The organism is Pseudonocardia sp. NPDC049635 (assembly GCF_040659795.1).
Classification (GTDB): Bacteria; Actinomycetota; Actinomycetes; order Mycobacteriales; family Pseudonocardiaceae; genus Pseudonocardia.
The window spans coordinates 20,754-39,057 of record NZ_JBFAON010000025.1 but is presented as its reverse complement, the minus strand read 5'-3'; the positions used below and the strand labels follow the sequence as shown (position 1 = coordinate 39,057).

At 73.4% G+C, this 18,304-nt stretch carries 23 protein-coding genes and 1 pseudogene; 15 read left to right on the top strand and 9 right to left on the bottom strand.

The genetic code is table 11. From position 1 onward, the window contains the following. Positions 1 to 445: 445 nt before the first annotated feature. Positions 446 to 622: a hypothetical protein gene (locus tag AB0J24_RS23680; RefSeq protein WP_358684940.1), complete on the bottom strand. Its 177-nt coding sequence runs from the start codon at positions 620 to 622 to the stop codon at positions 446 to 448. 376 nt (positions 623 to 998) lie between these two features. On the opposite strand from AB0J24_RS23680, the gene AB0J24_RS23675 reads away from it, so the two are divergent. The 7 genes and pseudogenes from AB0J24_RS23675 (at position 999) to AB0J24_RS23645 (ending at position 7,405) form a co-directional block, all read left to right on the top strand. Beyond that, entirely contained in the window at positions 999 to 2,054 is a 1,056-nt protein-coding gene (locus AB0J24_RS23675; RefSeq protein WP_358684938.1) for a tyrosine-type recombinase/integrase, read from the top strand. 143 nt (positions 2,055 to 2,197) lie between these two features. Next, positions 2,198 to 2,785, top strand: coding sequence for a hypothetical protein (locus tag AB0J24_RS23670; RefSeq protein ID WP_358684935.1), 588 nt, complete (start codon positions 2,198 to 2,200; stop codon positions 2,783 to 2,785). Positions 2,786 to 2,983: 198 nt separating this feature from the next. Continuing rightward, positions 2,984 to 3,124, top strand: coding sequence for a hypothetical protein (locus AB0J24_RS23665; RefSeq protein WP_358684933.1), 141 nt, complete (start codon positions 2,984 to 2,986; stop codon positions 3,122 to 3,124). A 4-nt stretch (positions 3,125 to 3,128) separates the two neighbouring features. After that, on the top strand, positions 3,129 to 3,332 hold the full coding sequence (locus tag AB0J24_RS23660) for a hypothetical protein (protein WP_358684931.1): 204 nt from the start codon (positions 3,129 to 3,131) through the stop codon (positions 3,330 to 3,332). Continuing rightward, positions 3,329 to 3,478: pseudogene (locus tag AB0J24_RS23655) on the top strand (hypothetical protein); the annotation flags it as partial. The gene AB0J24_RS23660 and the pseudogene AB0J24_RS23655, both read left to right, overlap by 4 nt. Before the next feature lie 16 nt (positions 3,479 to 3,494). Further along, a complete protein-coding gene (locus tag AB0J24_RS23650) occupies positions 3,495 to 5,300 on the top strand; it encodes a glycoside hydrolase family 16 protein (protein ID WP_358684929.1) in 1,806 nt (601 codons plus the stop codon). Next, a complete protein-coding gene (locus AB0J24_RS23645) occupies positions 5,297 to 7,405 on the top strand; it encodes a hypothetical protein (RefSeq protein WP_358684927.1) in 2,109 nt (702 codons plus the stop codon). Before AB0J24_RS23650 ends, AB0J24_RS23645 begins: the two co-directional genes overlap by 4 nt. Before the next feature lie 67 nt (positions 7,406 to 7,472). Here AB0J24_RS23645 and AB0J24_RS23640 read toward each other — a convergent pair whose 3' ends face one another. From AB0J24_RS23640 to AB0J24_RS23605, 8 genes are all read right to left on the bottom strand, one after another. After that, on the bottom strand, positions 7,473 to 7,721 hold the full coding sequence (locus AB0J24_RS23640; protein ID WP_358684925.1) for a hypothetical protein: 249 nt from the start codon (positions 7,719 to 7,721) through the stop codon (positions 7,473 to 7,475). Positions 7,722 to 7,804: 83 nt separating this feature from the next. Next, complete coding sequence (locus tag AB0J24_RS23635; RefSeq protein ID WP_358684922.1) at positions 7,805 to 8,317, bottom strand: hypothetical protein; 513 nt, start codon at positions 8,315 to 8,317, stop codon at positions 7,805 to 7,807. After that, the gene (locus AB0J24_RS23630) at positions 8,314 to 9,132 is read right to left on the bottom strand and encodes a ParA family protein (protein WP_358684919.1); all 819 of its coding nucleotides are present in this window, start codon (positions 9,130 to 9,132) and stop codon (positions 8,314 to 8,316) included. Before AB0J24_RS23630 ends, AB0J24_RS23635 begins: the two co-directional genes overlap by 4 nt. A 469-nt stretch (positions 9,133 to 9,601) precedes the next feature. Further along, on the bottom strand, positions 9,602 to 10,549 hold the full coding sequence (locus tag AB0J24_RS23625) for a hypothetical protein (protein ID WP_358684916.1): 948 nt from the start codon (positions 10,547 to 10,549) through the stop codon (positions 9,602 to 9,604). Between the two features lie 4 nt (positions 10,550 to 10,553). After that, positions 10,554 to 10,913 carry a hypothetical protein gene (locus AB0J24_RS23620; RefSeq protein WP_358684914.1) on the bottom strand — a complete coding sequence of 120 codons (360 nt, stop codon included), beginning with the start codon at positions 10,911 to 10,913 and terminating at the stop codon, positions 10,554 to 10,556. Between the two features lie 457 nt (positions 10,914 to 11,370). Then, positions 11,371 to 12,264, bottom strand: a complete 894-nt coding sequence (locus AB0J24_RS23615) for a Scr1 family TA system antitoxin-like transcriptional regulator (RefSeq protein ID WP_358684912.1) — start codon at positions 12,262 to 12,264, stop codon at positions 11,371 to 11,373. Between the two features lie 4 nt (positions 12,265 to 12,268). After that, a complete protein-coding gene (locus AB0J24_RS23610) occupies positions 12,269 to 12,811 on the bottom strand; it encodes a DUF6879 family protein (RefSeq protein ID WP_358684910.1) in 543 nt (180 codons plus the stop codon). Then, a complete protein-coding gene (locus AB0J24_RS23605) occupies positions 12,805 to 13,011 on the bottom strand; it encodes a hypothetical protein (RefSeq protein WP_358684907.1) in 207 nt (68 codons plus the stop codon). Before AB0J24_RS23605 ends, AB0J24_RS23610 begins: the two co-directional genes overlap by 7 nt. 268 nt (positions 13,012 to 13,279) lie before the next feature. Between AB0J24_RS23605 and AB0J24_RS23600 the strand changes: the two genes are divergently transcribed. The 8 genes from AB0J24_RS23600 (at position 13,280) to AB0J24_RS23565 (ending at position 18,238) form a co-directional block, all read left to right on the top strand. Then, on the top strand, positions 13,280 to 13,513 hold the full coding sequence (locus AB0J24_RS23600; protein ID WP_358684905.1) for a hypothetical protein: 234 nt from the start codon (positions 13,280 to 13,282) through the stop codon (positions 13,511 to 13,513). Next, positions 13,495 to 13,743, top strand: a complete 249-nt coding sequence (locus AB0J24_RS23595; protein WP_358684903.1) for a hypothetical protein — start codon at positions 13,495 to 13,497, stop codon at positions 13,741 to 13,743. The genes AB0J24_RS23600 and AB0J24_RS23595 overlap by 19 nt, the downstream gene beginning before the upstream one ends. 6 nt (positions 13,744 to 13,749) lie before the next feature. After that, positions 13,750 to 14,004: a hypothetical protein gene (locus tag AB0J24_RS23590; protein ID WP_358684900.1), complete on the top strand. Its 255-nt coding sequence runs from the start codon at positions 13,750 to 13,752 to the stop codon at positions 14,002 to 14,004. A 257-nt stretch (positions 14,005 to 14,261) separates the two neighbouring features. Beyond that, positions 14,262 to 14,573, top strand: a complete 312-nt coding sequence (locus tag AB0J24_RS23585; RefSeq protein WP_358684897.1) for a hypothetical protein — start codon at positions 14,262 to 14,264, stop codon at positions 14,571 to 14,573. Further along, positions 14,570 to 15,010: a hypothetical protein gene (locus AB0J24_RS23580; RefSeq protein WP_358684894.1), complete on the top strand. Its 441-nt coding sequence runs from the start codon at positions 14,570 to 14,572 to the stop codon at positions 15,008 to 15,010. Before AB0J24_RS23585 ends, AB0J24_RS23580 begins: the two co-directional genes overlap by 4 nt. A gap of 1 nt (position 15,011) precedes the next feature. Further along, positions 15,012 to 15,983 (top strand): hypothetical protein, encoded by a 972-nt coding sequence (locus AB0J24_RS23575; RefSeq protein ID WP_358684891.1) that lies wholly within the window; start codon positions 15,012 to 15,014, stop codon positions 15,981 to 15,983. 117 nt (positions 15,984 to 16,100) lie between these two features. After that, a complete protein-coding gene (locus AB0J24_RS23570; protein ID WP_358684889.1) occupies positions 16,101 to 16,481 on the top strand; it encodes a hypothetical protein in 381 nt (126 codons plus the stop codon). Beyond that, positions 16,478 to 18,238, top strand: a complete 1,761-nt coding sequence (locus AB0J24_RS23565) for a hypothetical protein (protein WP_358684887.1) — start codon at positions 16,478 to 16,480, stop codon at positions 18,236 to 18,238. The genes AB0J24_RS23570 and AB0J24_RS23565 overlap by 4 nt, the downstream gene beginning before the upstream one ends. Positions 18,239 to 18,304: the final 66 nt, after the last annotated feature.

Below are 18,304 nucleotides of genomic sequence, written 5' to 3'. Positions count from 1 at the left end.
CAATGCTGTTCCGGTCGGAGAGCACGCTCCGACCCGGGTATCGGCGAACGGGGCGTGACGGTGAGCAACGCACGAATCTTTTGGATCATCTGGTGCACCATGTGGGCGCTCGGATGGTTGCTGATCGGGTTCCTGACCTTCGGCATGGGCTGGCTTATGGTGCCGGTGTCACTGCTCGCGATCCTCATTCCTGTTGGGCGGCAGGATCCTCCGCCGAATCCGCAGTGGAACGCCCCCGGACAGCAGCACTTCCCCTCGGCCGGGCCCACCGGCTGGGTCCCGGGACCGCCGCCCGCCCTGCCGCCCGGAGGCCACCACGGAGGCACCCCGGGGCCGGCGCATGAGCCGCACCGGCACCGAGCGGAGGGCGACCGCTGACCCCAGACGGCCCCACCCGGAAACCGGGCGGGGCCGTCGTGTGCCTCGGGCGGGTGCGCCGCGCCGGCTATGCGGGCGGGACGATCACCCCCGCGGTCCAGCCGACCGCGAAGACCAGGATGGTCACGAGGACGAGCAGGACGCAGACCCGGCGGAACGCGACGCCGTCCCGGCCGTAGATGATTCCGCCGAAGGATTCCGGGTTTAGATACCCGGGTGCGCCCCGGTTACTGAGGTCGCTCATAGCGAGTTATCCTGTCTATAGTCGGTCATCCGATCCCGAGTTCGCTCGGGCGACACGACGAGACGCGAGGGGCAGGGCCGTGCAAGGGCCCTGCCCCTTCGTCGTGGCGCGGGAGGAGCTCGGTCTTCGCCACCAGCTGCACGCTGACCGGGACGGTCTGCAGTGCGGTGTTGGTGCGGCTCCAATGGTAACGGTCGAGGCTCGATGACATCATCGGTGACAGCACAGCCGGGATATGACGTCATTCGTGACGTCACTCTGCGGCTTGTCGGGCAGGTGCGGAGCGTGGACGTCGGGTCCTGCCATCGCTCGGCGGGCTCTGGATTTGGCAGCCGATAAGGCATCTTATCGGCTGTTGAGCGGGTAGGATCGGCGCATGCCGCACCCGCCCGAACCTGTCAACGCCACTGTGGTGCCCGTCACCGCCTCGGGTTCCGGGGCCGCGCCGGTCCCCTACACCGCCGTCGACCGACACCTCGACGACCGCACCCGGCAGATGATCGCCGACTCGGTCCCCGACAACACCAGCCGCACCTACAAGGCCGCCCGTGCCGAGTGGCTCGACTGGTGCGTCGACAACGACCGCGTCCCTCTGCCCGCCACCCCGGAGACACTCACCGAGTTCGTCCGGCACCTCATCGACCGCGACCGCGCCCCCGCCACGATCTCCAGTCGCGTCGGCGCCATCCGCACGATGCACCGGCTTGCCGGGCACCGAGACCAGCCGGCCATCGACGGCGCACTCCAGCTGCTCCGCGGCTACAAGCGCACCCGCGCCCAGGCCGGCCGCGGACAGCGCGAGGCTCGCCCGATCACCCGCGACGACCTCGTCCGGATGGTCGGCACATTCCCGACCGACACCTACGTCGGCCTGCGGAACCGCCTCGTGCTCGTGCTCGGGTTCGCGATGATGGCCCGACAGTCCGAGGTCGTCAGCCTCCACCTCGGCGACATCGCGACCGTCCCCGACGGGCTCGAGGTCACCGTCCGCACCTCCAAGACCGACAAGGATTCCGCCGGCCGCGTCGTGCCATTGCCGCCGGCGTCCCTGCCCGCGGTCTGCCCCGTCACCGCGTACACCACGTACCGCGCCCGGCTCGGGGAGCTCGTCACGGACCCCGCCGCCCTCGAACCGACGACGCCACTGCTGCGGTCGGTCACGAAGCACGGCACCCCGCGCGCCGGCGCCATGCCGGTCCGGGTCGTGTGGGAGATCGTCCGTACCGCGATCACCCGCGCCGGGATCCCGGACCCCGAGGCGTACAGCCCGCACAGCCTCCGCGCCGGCGGCCTCACCGCCGCGCTCCAGGCTGGCATTCCGGTTGGCATCGCAGCACGTCACGGTGGGTGGAGCCCAACCTCGCCCGTCGTGATGAAGTACGCCCGCGCCGCCGACCGTTGGCGCGACAACGCGATGCGGGGCGTGCTGTGACTACCCCCGCGCCCGCGCAACCTGTCATAAGTAAGGGCCCTCTGGCTCCCCCCGGACCCGCTGAGAGCGCCTGGCTGATCCACTTCACTGGACGGCCCGAGTGGCGACGCCCGAACCCCGGGCGCGATCCGAAGATAGCGGAGATGACTCCACAAGATCGGCTGACGTCGATCCTCTGGGACGGTGCGATCCGCTCGACCATCCCGTTCGGGGCAACGCAGCACGCCGTCAGCATGTCCGAGGCATCGGCGGATCACATCGCCTGGCTGGTGAAGGAGCAGGGGTTCCCGCCGTGGGGCGTGATGTTCGGCCGGCAGGCGGTCTATGACGCCGGGGGCGGGCCGGTCTGGTACGCGCGTCCCGAGCAGTTCGCCGCCGTCCGGGGCACCGCCGCCGCCGAGTGGGCCGTCCGCTACGAGACGACCCCGACATCCCGATCGGATTGGACTCATGAGCGGGAGTGGCGCATCCACGGCCCGACGGTGAATCTCCGTGAGCTCGTCCCGTTCGGGGTGCTCGTCGGCGACGAGGCTTGGCAGCCGCTCCGTTGGGAACGGCACATGGTCACCGCAGACGGCACGCCGACGCTGGACCACTCGGCCGCCGTCGACGAGCGTGAAGGCTATTGGGTTCCGGCCCGACCGATGTGGCCTCTGCTCAAGTTCCACATCAGCCCCGACACAGGACGTCTTGCGCCTGCGGGATGGACCCTTCCTGCCGTAGGCCAATAGCCGACGGGGTGTCGGTACCCGGTGGCATCGTGGCAACCGTGGCGTACCACGCGATCACCTGCACCGACACCGAGTGCGACCCGTCCTGCGAGATCGGGGACCCCAACACTCCCGGCGGCCCACGCGCCGCCTCCTGACCCACACCCCCGAGGGCCCCGTCGACCGGCGGGGCCCTCGCCATGTCCGGAGGACGTCACGATGCGCACGAGGATGATCGCGCTGGCCGCGTTGGCGGCGTCCGCGCTGCTGATCGGTGGCACGTCCGTCGCGAACGCAACACAGGACGAACCCGCGGATGCGCCGACCGCGGTGTGCGTCGGCTTCCGCCGCGGGGGGTGACGGCATGGTGCTCCAGCTCGCGTCCCGCCTGGACGTGTTCATCGCGCTCTGCGTGGCCGTCGCCGTCGGGGTGATCGTCGGGATCCCGATCGGCACCTGGATTCAGTCGATCACCCGGCCGTGGTGTTGCGACGGGTGCGCCGCCGCCCTCGCCGCACGCCGCCACCGCTCCCCCGCACCGCGCCGCAAGGAGGCACCGCACCCATGACCGCCGAGCGCCCCACCGACGGGATCGCCGACCTCGGTGAGATCGTCGCCGTCCCCACGGGGAAGCTGCGGCTCGCCGACGACAACCCGCGCCGTATCCCGCCGGCCGCGGTCGACGCGGTGGCCCGGTCCCTGGCCCGGTTCGGGTGGCAGCAGCCGATCGTTGTCGACCCGAACTATGAGGTGCTGGCCGGGCACACCCGGACCGGCCGGGCCGTGGAACGCGTCGCTGTACCAGGTAGGCGCCCAACCCGGCCGCGGAATCTCGTTCGCGCTCCGCCCCGGCGACGGAGGCGAACCGGAACCGCCCGACTCCGACGAGGCCGCCGTCCGGTTCGGCTGGGGCGCGCCGCTGCCGGCGTCGGACGAGTTCGACACCCCGGGACTGCCCGACCCGGTCCGCTGGTCGACCTACGGCTACGACCACGACGCCAACGGAGGCGCCGGGGCGCACGGCACCTGGCCGAACCCGCACGGCAACGGGCTGCGCAACTCGCAGAACGCCTCCGTCATCACCGAGGGCGGTGAGACGTTCCTGCGGTTGCGTGGCGATGCCAACGGCGACCAGGGTGCCGTCGCGTCCCGGTTCGACCAGCAGTACGGCCGGTGGGAGATCCGGGCCCGGTTCGACCGGGACGCCGCGACGGGCACCCGCCCGATGAACGCCCTCGGCATCATCTGGCCCGAGAGTGAGGTGTGGCCCGAGGACGGCGAGTACGACTTCCTCGAGACCCCGTCCGGCGCGGCGGCGGCGCAGGCGTGGATCCACTACCCGCACCAGGCGTGGACCCCGCAGCGGAACAGCCAAGAGCAGGCGATCCACCCCGGCGGGATCGACCTGACCGAGTGGCACAACTACGGCTTCGAGTGGGACACCGACGGCGTGCGGTGCTGGGTCGACGGGGAGTTCTGGTACGAGTTCTCCGGGATCGGGGACGGCGCCGTCCCCGATCAGTGGCCCGGCGAGGAGGAGGACTACCGGGTCGCCCCGATCCAGGACATGCCGTCCGGGCACCTGACGCTGCAGTACGACAACTTCGCCGACGGCATCACCGACACGCCGCAGGCGGGCACCTACGACATCGCCTGGGCCCGGATCTATCCCCCGGCGGCGCGGCAGATCGGGCCCGGCGCGTTCGCCGGCCGGGACCGCGCCGTCGGTGTCGGTGACACCGTCACCGTGACGGGGTACGCCGGGGCGGCCGCGACCGGGCATGCCTGGTCGATCGTGTCCGGCCCGGACCGTCACGGCGAAACCGTGGCGACCACGGCGGTCGCGGAGTTCACCCCGACACTGCCCGGGACGTACGTGCTCCAGTACGCCGCGACCGGCGGCGGCACGTCCACCGACAGGATCAAGGTGCGGGCCCTGCCCGGGCCAGAGTCCACCGTCCGCGTCAACCTGGCGTTGAACCCCCAGTTCGGCGCCGTCCCCGGGTCGGGTCCGGCGATGTGGTGGGGCGGCGAGCAGGTCACCGTGACCGGCGTCGACGGCGTCACCACCGGCCTGGGAGCCGACGAGGGCGAGTGCGCGACGGGCCGCTTCCTGGTGTCGGACTCGAACTGGCACGACGGGGACGACCGGATCACGGTGTCCGTGGTCGTGATCGCCGAGTCCGCGACGACGGTCACGTGCGGGGTGGACTTCTACACGGCCGTCGATGGTGGCTCGTTCATCCCGGACGGCGCGCGGGTGTCCAACTCCACCAGCGTGGAGTGCCCGGCCGGCGTGCCGACGCGGATCGTCATCCGCGACCAGCCCCGCGACCCGGGCGCCCCGCCCAACCCGGTCACCGGTGAGCCACACCCCTACAGCCTGCGGCAGCCGATGATCGTCCCGTCCAACGCGGTCGCCGGGCTGGTCACGGCCCGGTCGGCGGATGGTGTCCCGTTCGTCATCACCGCGCTCATGCCGGAGGCCGGTGTCGACGCGCCCACAGGTAGCCCCGGACCAGGAGGTGGGCAGTGACCCGACCGTATTTCGACGGCACCCATCCCGACGCGGAGTGGACCGGCGCCCCGCACAACTCGACGTCGTGGACCGACGCCGAACCGGCCCCGCCGGTGGTCATCGCCGTACCCGAACCGGCGGACGGGTCCGGCACCGCGGCCACCCCGACAGCGGGCGTCGACGTCGGCACCGGCGGGGCACCCGGGGCGGGCGCCGCCACCCCGGGCCGGGTCGCGGTCACCGCGGCAGCGGCGCCGGCCAGCGCGAACGGCTCCGCGGCGACCCCCGGGCTGTCCGCCACGGCGCACGCCGAACCCGCCCCGGCCACCGGGTCGGGTGCCGCGGCCGCGACCACCGCCGTCACCGTGACAGCGTCCGCGACCGGTGCCGGCTCGACCGCGACACCCACGGCGTCGGGTCGAGGTACCGCCGACGCCCCACCGGCGACCGGGTCCGGGCAGACGGCCGCCGCCGCCCGGGTGACGGTGCCCGCGGTGACCGCCGCGGGCGTCGGGGCGGCGAGCGCCCCGGCGGTGTCGGTGCCCGGTGTGGCGCGCCCCGAGCCGGCTCACGGTTCAGGGACGGCACCGGACCCGGCCACGACCACGACCACAGGCCCGGTGGGCGCGGCCGGGACCGGTGTCGCGGCGGACGTCGAGGTGTCGACGTCGATCCGTCGCACCCCAGCCGCCGCCGACGGTGTGGGCGCGGCGGCCGCGCCGGTCACGATGGCCGCTGCCGTCGCCGACTCGGCTACCGCGGTCGGGACGTCCCCCGAGGCGTCAACGGCCGTCACGGTGACCGCTGGCCCGGCCCGCGGTGCGGGTGCAGCCCACGCCGCCGCGACCGGAGCGGCCACCACCGAGGTCGTCGCCGACCCGGCCCACGGGTCCGGCACCGCCGACGCCCGACCGGTGACGGGCGCCCTACCGGGACCGGCCCGCGGTGACGGCCGGTCGACTCCGCCGACGGGCCGCACACGCCGACCCGTCACCACCAGCGGCACCGGTGCCGCGGCGGCCGCCGCCGGGATCGCGGCCCGACCCGACCCGGCCAAGGCCGCGGGCACCTCGACCGCGACCGTCGCGGCCAGCGCGTCGATGGGCACCGCCACCGGCACCGGTTCGGCCGCGGCGGCATCGGTCGTCACCGCCCACCCCGTCCCGGCACACGGAGCCGGTGCTGCCACCGCGTACGTCACCGGCGCGACCGGTCGGCCGGCGCCGGCGCACGGGCACGGTGGCGCCACCACCACGCCCGCGGTGTCGACACCGGCGGCCCCGGCGGTCGCGGCCGGGCACGCCGCCGACCCCGGCCCGGAGGTGGACGCACGCCCCACCGCGGGGCGGGGTGTCGGGACGCCCGCCGCAGCGACCACCACGGTCCGGTTGGGGGCGGTCCCCGCGGCCGCAGGCGGAACCGCGGCCGCGGGCAGCGTCGTCGCCGCCTCGGCGGCCACCCAGCTCGGCCACGGTGAGGCGACGGCACCCGGGACGCGGGTCACCGCCACCGCGGCAGCCGCGACCGGCCACGGTGACGCCCCCGACCCGGAGGTGTCCGCCTCGGTCCGGGACGTCATCGACGCGGCGACCGGTGACGGTTCCGCTGCCGCGTCGACGGCCGTCGACGTCCACCCCGACTCACCGGGTGGGCACGGCACCTCGACGGCGCCCGGCCCGCGGGTCGTCGCCCGCCCGGCCCCGGCCCGCGGATCGGGTGGGGCGACCGCTCCCCCGGTGCGGATCGACATCCGGTCCGGCACGGCGGCGGCGTACGGCGCCGCCGCGGCGAAGGCGAAGGCGAAGGCGCTGCCGGCGTCGGCGCGTGGCCGTGGGATCGCCGTACCGGTCGACCTGTTCGGCCGGTTCGTGCGGATCATCCCGGCCCACGGTGTCGGCACGGCACCGGTGCTTGCGCCGACGTCGACCCGCACCGTCTCCCCGGACGGCGCGGTCGCGACCGGCGTTGCCGGGGATCCGGCGGTGTGGGTGATCGCCCGACCGGAACCGGCGCGCGGGTCGGGCACGACCCGGGATGTGCGGGGGCCGTCGTCGTGGCAGCCGCCGTACCGGGTTCGGGCCCGTCGGGTCCACGACGTGACGGCGCGGATCGCGGTGTCCTGACCGGGAACGAGATCGGCCCCCGCCTGCACCACTCGGTGCGGACGGGGGCCGTTCGTCGTGCCAGTGGTCAGACGGCGAGGCCGGCCTTCACCACACCGGACGCGAACGCCGTGTACGTCAGGAACGGGTCCTCTTGCTTGGCGCGGACGAACGCCTCCCACAGCGCGGTGCTGGCCTCCTCGTGGAGGCGGACCGTCGACGGCGGTGTCTTCCGTCCGCGACCGACGGGGCGCGGCGGGGGCGGGCTGTGCTCGGGGTCCGGTGGGGCCGCGGACCAGGTGATCGTCCCGGTGATGGGCTGGGTCGGTGCGGGCATGGGGACCGCTCCTTTCCTGGGGTGGTCCTACCTAATCGGCCGCTGTTGCGGTGTTGCAACCGACGCGCCGGGCCCGTCTTACATCACTGGCCCGGTTTGCGTGGCTTGCGTCCGCGGCGCTTCGTCGCGGGCGGCATCCGGAACGGTTTCCCACCGTTGAGCCGCTGCTCCAGCTCGGCCGCGACCTCCAACATGTGCGCCTCGACGTCCGCGCTCATGTTCTCGGCGACCTCGTCCGCGGTCTCCGGATTCCGTGACGCCCAGTAGATCGCCGCCCGGTACCGGGCGAACGGGGCGTCGTCGACGTAGAACGACCGGTAGTCCTTGCGGCCCGGCTCGATGTCCGGGTCCTCCAACGCGTTCAACACCGGTGGCGTCGGCCGCGCGGAGCCGGGGCGGCGGGTCGCTCGTCGCGGCGTGGGCCGGGACGGCTCGACGGCCGTCTCCTCCGGGGTGGCCGGTTCGGGCTTGGCGGCCGGCGCCACCGGTGCGGGGACGATCGTGGGGACCGGCGGGGCCTCGGGCGCGTCCGGGTCGACCGGGGCCGGCCGGTTGAGGCGCTGGCGGAGCCGGTCCGCCTTCGACGGCGGGTTCACCGGAGCACCCCGGCCGGGTGGTCACCGCGGCCCATCAGGTCCCGCTCGAGGAACCCGCGGAAGATCCCCGCGAGCCCCTGTGCGGCGACGTCGGGGCGGTCGCCGAGGCGTTCGCCGACCTGGAATGCCTCGTTCACTGCGGCCCGTCGTGGCACCTCGGCACGGACGTCGTCGCCGAACTCGTCGAGGGCCTCCGCCCGGATCGCGTCCTCGATGCCGGTGCGGACGTCGAACCCAGTGATGACGACCCCCGCCCACCGCAGGGCGTGCGAGCGCTGGATCTTCCGGACCCGATCGCGGGCCTCGCGGGCCTTCCGGATCGCGTCGGTTGTCGGGCCGATCGGGGCGTACGCGACGTCGGAGGCGTACATGGCCTGTGTGACGAGGGCGCCGGTGCGGCCTCCGGTGTCGATCAGGATGAGGTCGTACCGCTCGTAGAGCTCGGCGTCCTCGAGGATGTCGTGCAGTAGGTAGGCGTCGCCGATGGCGACCTGGGAGAACCCTTGGAGGCTCGCGCCGGCCGGGATCAGGTCGACCCCGGGCCACGCGGCCGGTCGGATCTCGGCGAGGGCCCGCTTCGCGCCCTTCTCCGAGTCGTCGGCCCCGGAGGCGATCCCGGCGTCGTTCAGCACCTCCCCCAGCCCGGTCACGTGCGCCCCAGCCCCTTGCCGGTGCGAGAGGTTCTGCTCCGGGTCGATGTCGATCAGCAGCGTCCGGTAGCCGGCGCGTGATGCCTCGCCCGCCATCGTGAGCTGCCACAGCGTCTTGGCCGTCCCGCCCTTCCCCGACAGGACGACCGCGGTCGTAGCGGTCATGTGTTCCTCGCAAGTTGGATATGGCGGGCGTGCGGGGCCCGCATCGCCCGGCAGGCTAGCGGGGCACGGCTGGCGTACCTAACACCTCGGGTGTGGCACGCCCGCCAGGTGTTGCACGCCCCTCGGGTCTGACACGCGTGCCAGGCATTGCTCACTTGGCATGCGTTCCTTGTGATCCACGCGTTCGTAGCCCTTGACGCGATCAACGTTCTGCACGCATGGCACATCACCGTTGCGTGCTGGGCCTGCCTTGCCCATGTTGCAAGGCAGGTGTTCCGGGCCTCCAACGTGTCGCACACTTCCGACACTTCTCGGGCCTGATCTACAAGACGGGCTCTAGTTACGTTCGATGCCCGCCGGGCGTCCCAGGCATGGCACCTGTACCGGGCCCTAGACACACGAAGGGCCCGCCATGCCCTCCGGGTGACGGAGGCATGACGGGCCCGGTGTGCCCGCGATGTAAGAGACGCTAGACGGTCGTGAGCTGCGGTTCTGCGGTGCGCTCCGACGGTGGCACGATCCCGCGGTCAGCGAGTCGGCGCTTCACGCCGGACGCGGTGCGGTTGCCGCCGACGACACGGTCCGCGGTGAGGAGGACGGGTTCGTTCCCGAGCGCCCACTCCTCGGTGAGCCAGTGCTCGAGCTTGGCCACCTTCGTGTCGCCGGGGAGGGCGTCGTAGCGGGCCTGCCAGGCCGGGGATCCGGGTTCGTAGTCGGCGGAGTCGTGGACGTACACGCGGGGGATGGGCCCGGTGGCGACGTCCGGCTCCGGCGCGGTGGCCGGTTCGGGGGCGATGTCCGGCTCGGGGGTGGCGGTGGGCGTCTCCGGTTCAGCCTCGACGGCGGCGGGGGCCGTGACCGGGGCGGCGAGGCGGGCGGCGTCGGCTTCCTTGCGGACGAGGATCAGGGCGTGCGCCATCCGGTACGCCAGGACGGGGAAGACGATCCCGACCGCCATCGAGATCACGAGCAGCGCCCATGCGGCGACGGCGTCCGGTCCGGTAAGCAGGTCGAACAGTGCCCGGGTGCGGTCGAGGAGGAGCTCCAGGCCGCGGTTTTCCAGCCCGATCGGCGAGGTGGGTCCGGGTGCGAAGGTCAGGGCCCGGTCGAGGGCGTTCCCGACGATCGAGGCGGCGATCATCTGGCGGGCCAGGGTGCGGCCGTACCTTTCGATGTCGCTGCCCTGCTCGCCGGTCACCCACATGACGACGCCGACGACGGCGCCGGCGTCCAGGGCGACGGGCAGCAGCCATGCGACCCACCCGGACACTCCGAGCCACATCGCCAGCATCGTGAGGTAGTAGCCGGACATCCCGAGGCCGGCGAGGAACAGGGCACCGGCCGCGATGTACACGGTTCGGCGGGCCCAGGGTGACATCCCGGCGGTGATGGTGGCAGCGGTGCGGGCTGCGGTCACGGTGCTAGTCCTCCGTGGTGCGGTCGTAGCGGGATGGCCGGGTGGGGTCGCCGTTGTCGACGCGCTGTTGCACGGCGGACCGGGAGATGCCGACCTTGTCTGCCATGCCCCGGTAGGTGGCGAGGCCGGGGTTGCGGACGGCCTCGTACATGCACGGGTCGTAGGCGCCGGTGACGCGGGCGGCGATGTGGGTGAGGTCGACCTGCCGCTGGATGTAGTCGTCGGCGGTCTCGGGGGCGGCGATGATCTCGTCGATGAGGCGGAGGGCGCGGGCGGCCTTGCCGCTGGGCGGGGTCGGGGGTGTGGGCGGTGCGGGGCGCAGCGCGCGCGGTGCCCGCTTCGCCGCGGGGCTGCTGTCGGTCACGGTGTTCTCCTTCGGGGGTGCGCGTACATCCTTGCAGTACCCATACTCATATACCGTTCCGGTACATCGCAAGGTGCTGCACATGAACGCACCGACCGAGTGAGCACGCGCACGCCGCCGCGCACGCACCGCACACACCCCGTGTGCGCGGCCGGCACACACACCCGTGCGCACCGCCGTGCGTGCCGCACACACACCCCGTGCGCGCGCCGTGCGCGAGCACTGCGCGTGCGCGTGCGCATCGCCGTGACCTGCGAAACTCACCCGCGCTCACGCGCAACGCGCACCCGGACCGACTGCTGCGCGTGCACGCCGAGCTCGTGGAAGCTCACCCGCCGGGGTGCGCGCACCGGCGCCCACACTGCGTGCGTGTGCCCGCCCGGGCTGCGCGTCCGCGCACCGACCGAGCTGGGTGCGTGCGCGCCGGGGTGCGCGCACTCGCGCTCACCCGCGGCGCTCACCCGCGGGCCCACCGGAGACGATCACCGATGCGCGCCAGCTCCCCGAGCATCGCCTCCCCACGCAGTGCCCACCTGCGGAGCACACCGAGCCGTTCGCGGGCCTTGTCGATCGCACCCGGGTCCGCGGTGTTCCCCGGCCCGACCAACGACGCCAGGACCGCGTGGGGGTCCTTGTCCGGGTACTCGTAGAGGTCGATGCCGGCCATCGGGAACAGGTACACCGGCCGGCCGTCGTCGTCGGTGACCTCGTCGGGGACAAGGCCGATCTCCCACGCGGGCCGGGTGCGTTCCAACTCGGCGATGTGCGCGAGCTGCGCGAGCCGCACGTCGAGCGGCATCGACGCACCGGTCAGTGCGCCCGTGGTGAACAGCTGCACCGCGGGCAGCTCCGCGCGGGCGACCTGCCGCCGCACGCGTTCACGCACGAACTCGTCCTCGGCGGCCGCGTCGATACCGGTGCCGCTGCGCGCGATCGCGCGCATGTACTCCTCGGTCTGGAGCAGGCCCGGCACCATCGACGTCTGGAAGGTGGTCACGGTGTGCGCGTCGCGCTCACGGTGCCGCCACCGCCGCTGTCCGAGTCCGGGGCGCTGCGTGAACACGGTGCGCACCGGTGTGAACCCTGCGCGCTGCTCGTGCACGTCGCGCGCAAGCCGGATCGCGCGCTGCACATCCGCACGCGCAGCGCCAAGCGCAACGGCGAGCCGGCCCGCGTCCATCGGGGTCGGGGCGAGTGCCCCGGATTCGAGGCGCGCCACCTTGGACTGGCTGAAGCCGGCCAGCTCACCGGCCGCGGCCTGGGAGGTTCGAGGTGTGCGTGCGGCGCGGAGCTCGCGCAGTAGTTGCGCAAGCTCCGCGGCCGCGGTCCCGTCGTTGCCTCCCGCCGTCATCGACTCAGGCGACCCGCGCGGTGCCGGTGTGCGTGCCCGCCCACCACTGCGTGAACGGCTGCGCGCGCTCCCACAGCAGGTCGCGCACACCGATGAGTGTGTCGGCCTCGGTGCCGTGCTGGATCTGCGCGCCCTGGAGTGCGCCGTGCGCGTCGTACACGGAGCGGATGACGTGCCGGTCGTCCAGGACGAAGAAGTCCCCGACGCGTTCGTGGGTGCGGTCCCCGGTGGGGACGACGAGCACGCGCACGTCCTCGCCGGCGGCGACGTTGTCCGGGTATCCCCAGGTGCAGGCGTACCGCTCGTAGTCGGTGATCGGGGTGTGGATCACGCGCAGTCGGCGCCATGCGCGTCCGGCTGCGGTTGCCGTTCGCAGGGTGTCGAGCCACGCGGTCTTGTCGACGGTGGGGCCGGGTTCTCCGCGGAGGAACCGCTCGTAGTCGCCGCCGTCGGATGCCGCGGAGTACGCCGGGAGGGTCTCCAGGCGGAACAGGTCGCGGTGGTGGTGCTCGCGGATGTACGCACCGAGCTCGGCGAGGGTCAGCACTTGCGGGCCTCCTCGTACACGTCGCGGGGGATGATCAGGGCGGTCTCGTTGGCGGGGAGAGGTCCCAGCTCAGCGAGTGTTTCCGGGTCGGCAACCCGATAGCCGCGGACGAGGATTTCGCCGCTGTCCAGCTCGTAGATCCGTGCGCAGTCGATGCCGTTCGGGCAGTCCTCCGCGGCAACCGTACGGATGATCTTCATGGGCCTTCCCCTCCCAGATGACACACCGGTCACGTGAGTGTCCGGGGGTCGTCGCGCGCCAGTCAACGCCATCCGTGCATGACGCGTCACGGCGGGTCTCGGGGCGCGATCCGGGTGGAAGCACGCCTTGCACTATGCACGTTCATCCGTGCATAGTCGAGACAGCCGCCCAACCCGGGTGACTCGGACCCGGCCGGACCTTCCCCCCGGCCGGTGCCACCCCCGGGTTGGGCCCGGCTCACGCCCCACCGCACAGGAGGCACCGCACATGCCCACCCCACTCACACCGGCACCGAACGGCAGCGCACCCGCGCTTGCCGATCGCGTTGCCGGACGACTGTTCGCCCTGGTCGCGGCCGTGTTCGTGGCCGCGATGGTCGGGGCGGCGGCACTCGATGCCGCCGGCCTGCCGCAGGGCTCCCTCGACCGCGCCGCCCTCGGGGTGGTCGCCGCCGCCGCCGCGACCGCCGCGGTGTCCCGCGCGTGGTCGGTGAACCGCTGATGGCGGCCGAGCTCGTGCAGCTGGAGGTGTTCCACGACGGCCTGCGGGTCGGGACCACCGACACGACTCGCCTGGACCTGGACGATGACCGGTCGACGAAACAGCTCGACTCGCTGCTCACGTCGGCCGCGGAGCGGCACGGCCGCGGCCCGTTGTCGGGCTACCACCTACGGGTGTTGGACCGGCATGGGAACCGGGTGTTGCTCGACAACTTCCGCGTGACGGGCTGACCTGCGATGACGGGACGCCGGAAGGGCACCGGACAGGCCGTGCGCCGGGTGGAGTCGATGCGGCGGGCGATCGCGATGCACACGGCGCGGGTCGCCGCCGCGACCACCCCCGTCGATCAGGTGCGTCACGCAAAGGACCTGGCGGTGGCGATGATCCGGCGGGCCGCGCCCACCCACCCGGCGGCCGCCCGGCGTGCCGCGAACCGCATCGTCCGCGAGGTCGGCCGCACCGTCCGCGACCTGGAGAAGGAGATCCGATGACGACCGTCGAGGAGTCCTCGTCGTACACGCCGGTCGAACCCGAACTGGGCCAGACGGCAAGCGCACGAGCACGAGCAGCAGCAAACCCGGAGAGCGCCACCGCGGGGCCCCTACGCGCGCAGCCGCGCGCGGGCGCGCGCGCGAGGCAGACGGTAGCCGCTGCCGGTGCGAAGTACCAGCAGGCACGCGAACATCGGCGTGCCGTCACCGCCGCCCGGGGGAGTGGACCCGCCGCCGTCGAGGCGCCCCGGGAGTCGGTGTGGGAGATCCAGCCGCCGTCGCTGGCCGAGCTCACCCGGCAGGCCCTCGCCGGCCCGACCCGCACCCTCCACCTCCCGGACGGCAAGGTCGTCGAGGAGTCCGTGGACTGGCCGGACTGGCAGGTCACCGCCTGGAAGGCGTGGCAGCTGTTGACGCTGGTCCTGATCGGGGTCCCCGGTCACATCCTGCTGTGGGCCGAGCAGCGGCCGTCCCGGTTCCTCGCGCTCCTGTCGATCGTGGGGCTCGCGGTGTTCCTCGGCTGGTACGGCGGCGAGATCGCCGCCACGACCCCGGAGGTGACACCGTGATCGACGCACTCGGATCGGTCATGTTGAACGCGGGGTTCCTGCTCGTCGGGGTCCTCGGGTGGCGCATGTTCCGCGGGTCCCCGCCGCGGCTGCCGAAGCTGGCGACGATCCTCATGGGCGTCGGCGGTGTCGCCGTCGCCACCCCGATCGCGTGGGCGCTCGGGTTCGTCCAGGGGATCCTCCCGTCAACCGTCGCCGGGTTCTTCACGCTGGCGCTGGCCGTCGTCACCGTGGTCGTCGCGTGGGACGTCATCAACGAGCTGCTGCCGAAGATGGGCAAGGTCGCCGGCGGGTCCGCGACCTACGCGACCGGGTTGAAGGCGGCCGCCATCCCGGGGCTGGCCGTCGCGACGGGCATCGTCGCGGCCAGCTGGTACGCGTCGGCGTTCTCCACGGTGGGGAGCACCCTCGCCGACATCGCCGCGCAGGTGACGTGACGTGGAGCTGATCCTGGCGTTCATCGTCGCCCACATGATCATGAAGGCGCGGGGGGACACCGCGGCCCTCTCGACCGACCCGCCCGCGAACGCCGGCCGGATGACCCGCTGGGCGCGCCGCACCATCGACGACGCCGTGAACCAGCCACCCCGACGGCCGCGCCGCCCGCGCCCCGGTGCCGCCGGGATCGCCGACCGGTTCGCGAACTGGCGGGACCGCACCGCCGCCCGGCTCCAGGGCCGCGCGGAACGGCAGTGGGACCGCATCGAACACGATCAGCGCAACCGGCGACGGCTCCACGGCGGCGACGACCCGCGCAGCTGGTGGCGCCGCACCCGGGACCAGGCGCGGACCTGCCCGAAGTGCGGGCACGGCGGCATCACCGGTCACCGCGGCGACTGCACGTGCACGGCGTGCCGGTGCCGCCACCAGGTCGAACCCCACTGGGGCGCGACCCCGCGCCCGGCCACCCCGGATCCCGACACCACACCGACACCGACCGGGTCCGACGGCCCGGCCGCCTCCACCGACCCCACCGCGCCGGCCCCCACCGACCCGGCCACACCGCACGCACCGCACACCACCGATGAGAGGACCCACCCGATGACCGCACCGACCTCACCGTCCGCCCCGGTATCTCCGATGTCGCCCGCCCCGGTGTCCCCGGGCGCGACCCGCCCCGCCGCCACCGGCGGTGCGGCGTCGACGAACAACCTGCCGCCGCTGGACGCCTCCGACATCCGCCTGTCGGATGCGCGGGCGCACTTCAACGCGTACGCCGCGAACGTCACCCTGATCTCCGAGGGGCTCCGGTCCCGGGAGGTCGACGCCCAGACCACCGGCAAGATCGCCGACCTCGCCGCGCAGTTCCGGTCCCTGGTCGCGGACATCAACCGCGAGTACGGCGCCGTCGAGCAGGCCGTCAACGACTCCCGCCACGTCGCGCAGCGCGACGCGTACCGGCACCGCTGACACCCCCGCCCCAGTCCCCGGGGGACCTGCTCCTCCGGGGTGGTGGTTCCCACCCCACCAGGCCCGGCCGGGCCCCAACCCGGCCGGGCCGCCCCACGTTCGGAGAGGACCCGCACCGTGCTCACCCGATCCCGCCCCCAGGACCCGCACTACCGGGCCGAGCTCGAGGTCATCGGCGACGTGTTCGAGCAGGCCGCACGCCGCCGCGAGGCCGAGCAGCGCCGAACCCGGCCGTCGTGGTGGCGGCGTGCCCTGCGGGCCGGGTGGGTGCACCGCGCCCAGGCCGTCCCCGTCGTCGTGATCGCCGCCCTGCTGGTGGCCGGGTTGGGGATCCGCGCGGCCGCCGTCCCGGTGGCGTTGGTCGCCGGCCTCGGAGTCGCGGCGCTCGGGGGATGGTTCTGGCGGTGGGGGATCGCCGCCGACCACCCGGCCGCGGCCGCGCTGCGCCCGGTCCTCGCGGTGGCGTACCTGGTGGCGTCGGCCGTGGTGGCGCCGTGAGCATCTGGCAGGCGGTGCACCCGATCCTGGACCCGGCGCTCGTCGTCGGCGGCGCGGCACTGTCGGTGTCGTGGTGGGCGCGGCACGCGATCCGCCGCCCGGTGGAGCTGCCACCGCCACCGATCACCGAGCTCGCCGAGACATGGCTCGAGCACGTGTGGCGGACCCGGGTCGCCGGCGACGAAGAGAACGGCCGCGGGTGCCTGCCGGGGACGACCCTGGAGGACGTGCGGGAGTTGACGACCGGGCTGTCCGGGTGGGAGGCGACGATCCGGCTGCGGCCCGGCCGGCAGACGACCCGCGACGCCGAAACGGCCGCCGACATGGTGTGTTCGGCGTTCGAGCTGCCCGCCGGGTCGGTCATCATCGAGCCGACCGCGGACCGGAACCAGTCGATGGCCCGCCTCCAGGTGATCCAGGGGTCACCGCTGTACGACGTGCGCGTGTGGGACCCGGCCACGATGCGACTGGACGTGGCGTCCGGGTGCGCGCGGGTCGGGACGTTCGCCGACGGGTTCCCGGCGCATCTGCGGTGGTTCGAGCCCGGGTCCGGCGCGACGAACCTCCTGGTGGCAGGCGCACCCGGGTCCGGCAAGTCCCAGTTCATGTCGCTGCTGCTGGGGATCTCCGCGCGGGCCACGTTCACCGACCGCGACGGCGTCACCCGGCCGCTGGTGGACACCTACCTCGGGTGCGGCCAGGAGGGACAGAGCTTCCCGGACTGGGCCCGGTCGAGGCATCTGCGGTGGATGGCGACGACCCCGCAGGAGATCACGTGGATGGTGCACGCCTTCCGGGAGATGATGATCGCCCGGTCGCAGTACCTGACACGCCTCGAGTGGACCGACGGCCAGGGCCGCGTCCGGCACGGCATGCCGCACTGGGATCCGGTCGCGTCCGGGTTGCCGCTGGCGCAGCTGGTGCTCGACGAGGCCGCCGCCGCGATCGCGACGAACCCCGACCTCGCCGGGTGGCTGCTGGACATCGCCCGCCGCGGCCGCAAGAACGGGATGCGGGTCGTCCTGGCCTCGCAGTCGCCGTCCGCGGACGAGCTCGGCGGGAACACGAACCTGCGGGCGATGCTGTCCGCCGGTGGGGTCGTGGTGTTCCGGGTCGGCGACGGCAACCACGGCAGCATGGCGTTCCCCGGTGGGGAGTGCGGCAACCCGGCCGAGATCCCGCAGGTCACCCCCGACGGTCGCCCGTTCCAGGGGGCCGCGTTCACGGTCGGCCCGGACGCCCGCCCGCGGGCGATGATGCGCACCTTGAAGATCACCGACCCGTTCGGTGAGGCGCAGGCCGCACCGGTCACCGACCCGGACCCGGTCGACGCCGCCGGCGCGGGCCGGCTGCTGTTGGAGTTCTGGACCCGGCAGGAGGCCCGTTGGCGCGGGGAGAACCCCGAACCGGCCGAGCTCGCCCGGATGGCGAAGGAACACGCCGACGCGCAGCGTGCCGCCCTCGACGCAGTGGTGGGCGGTGGCGACACCCCGGACTCTGCACCGGCGCGGCCCGCTCCGGGTTCGTCCCCGGTCGGACCGGACGACCGGCCCGCGATCCGGGCCCTGATCCTCGACGCGGTGTCCGCCGCCGCCCGCGACGACCGGGACGCCACCACCGCCGAGATCAAGAAGGCGTGCGCGGCGTGGTGGTCCGCCCGATCAGTCAGCAACGAGCTCGCCGACATGTCCCGCGACGGCGGCCCACTGGTGAAGGTCCGCAAGGGCGTCTACCGGCGGGCGACCTCTCCTGCGTGAGCCTTGGGAACGCGGACGGCCCCGCAGCTTAGTGCGGGACCGTCCGTCAACCAGTCAACTCAAGGG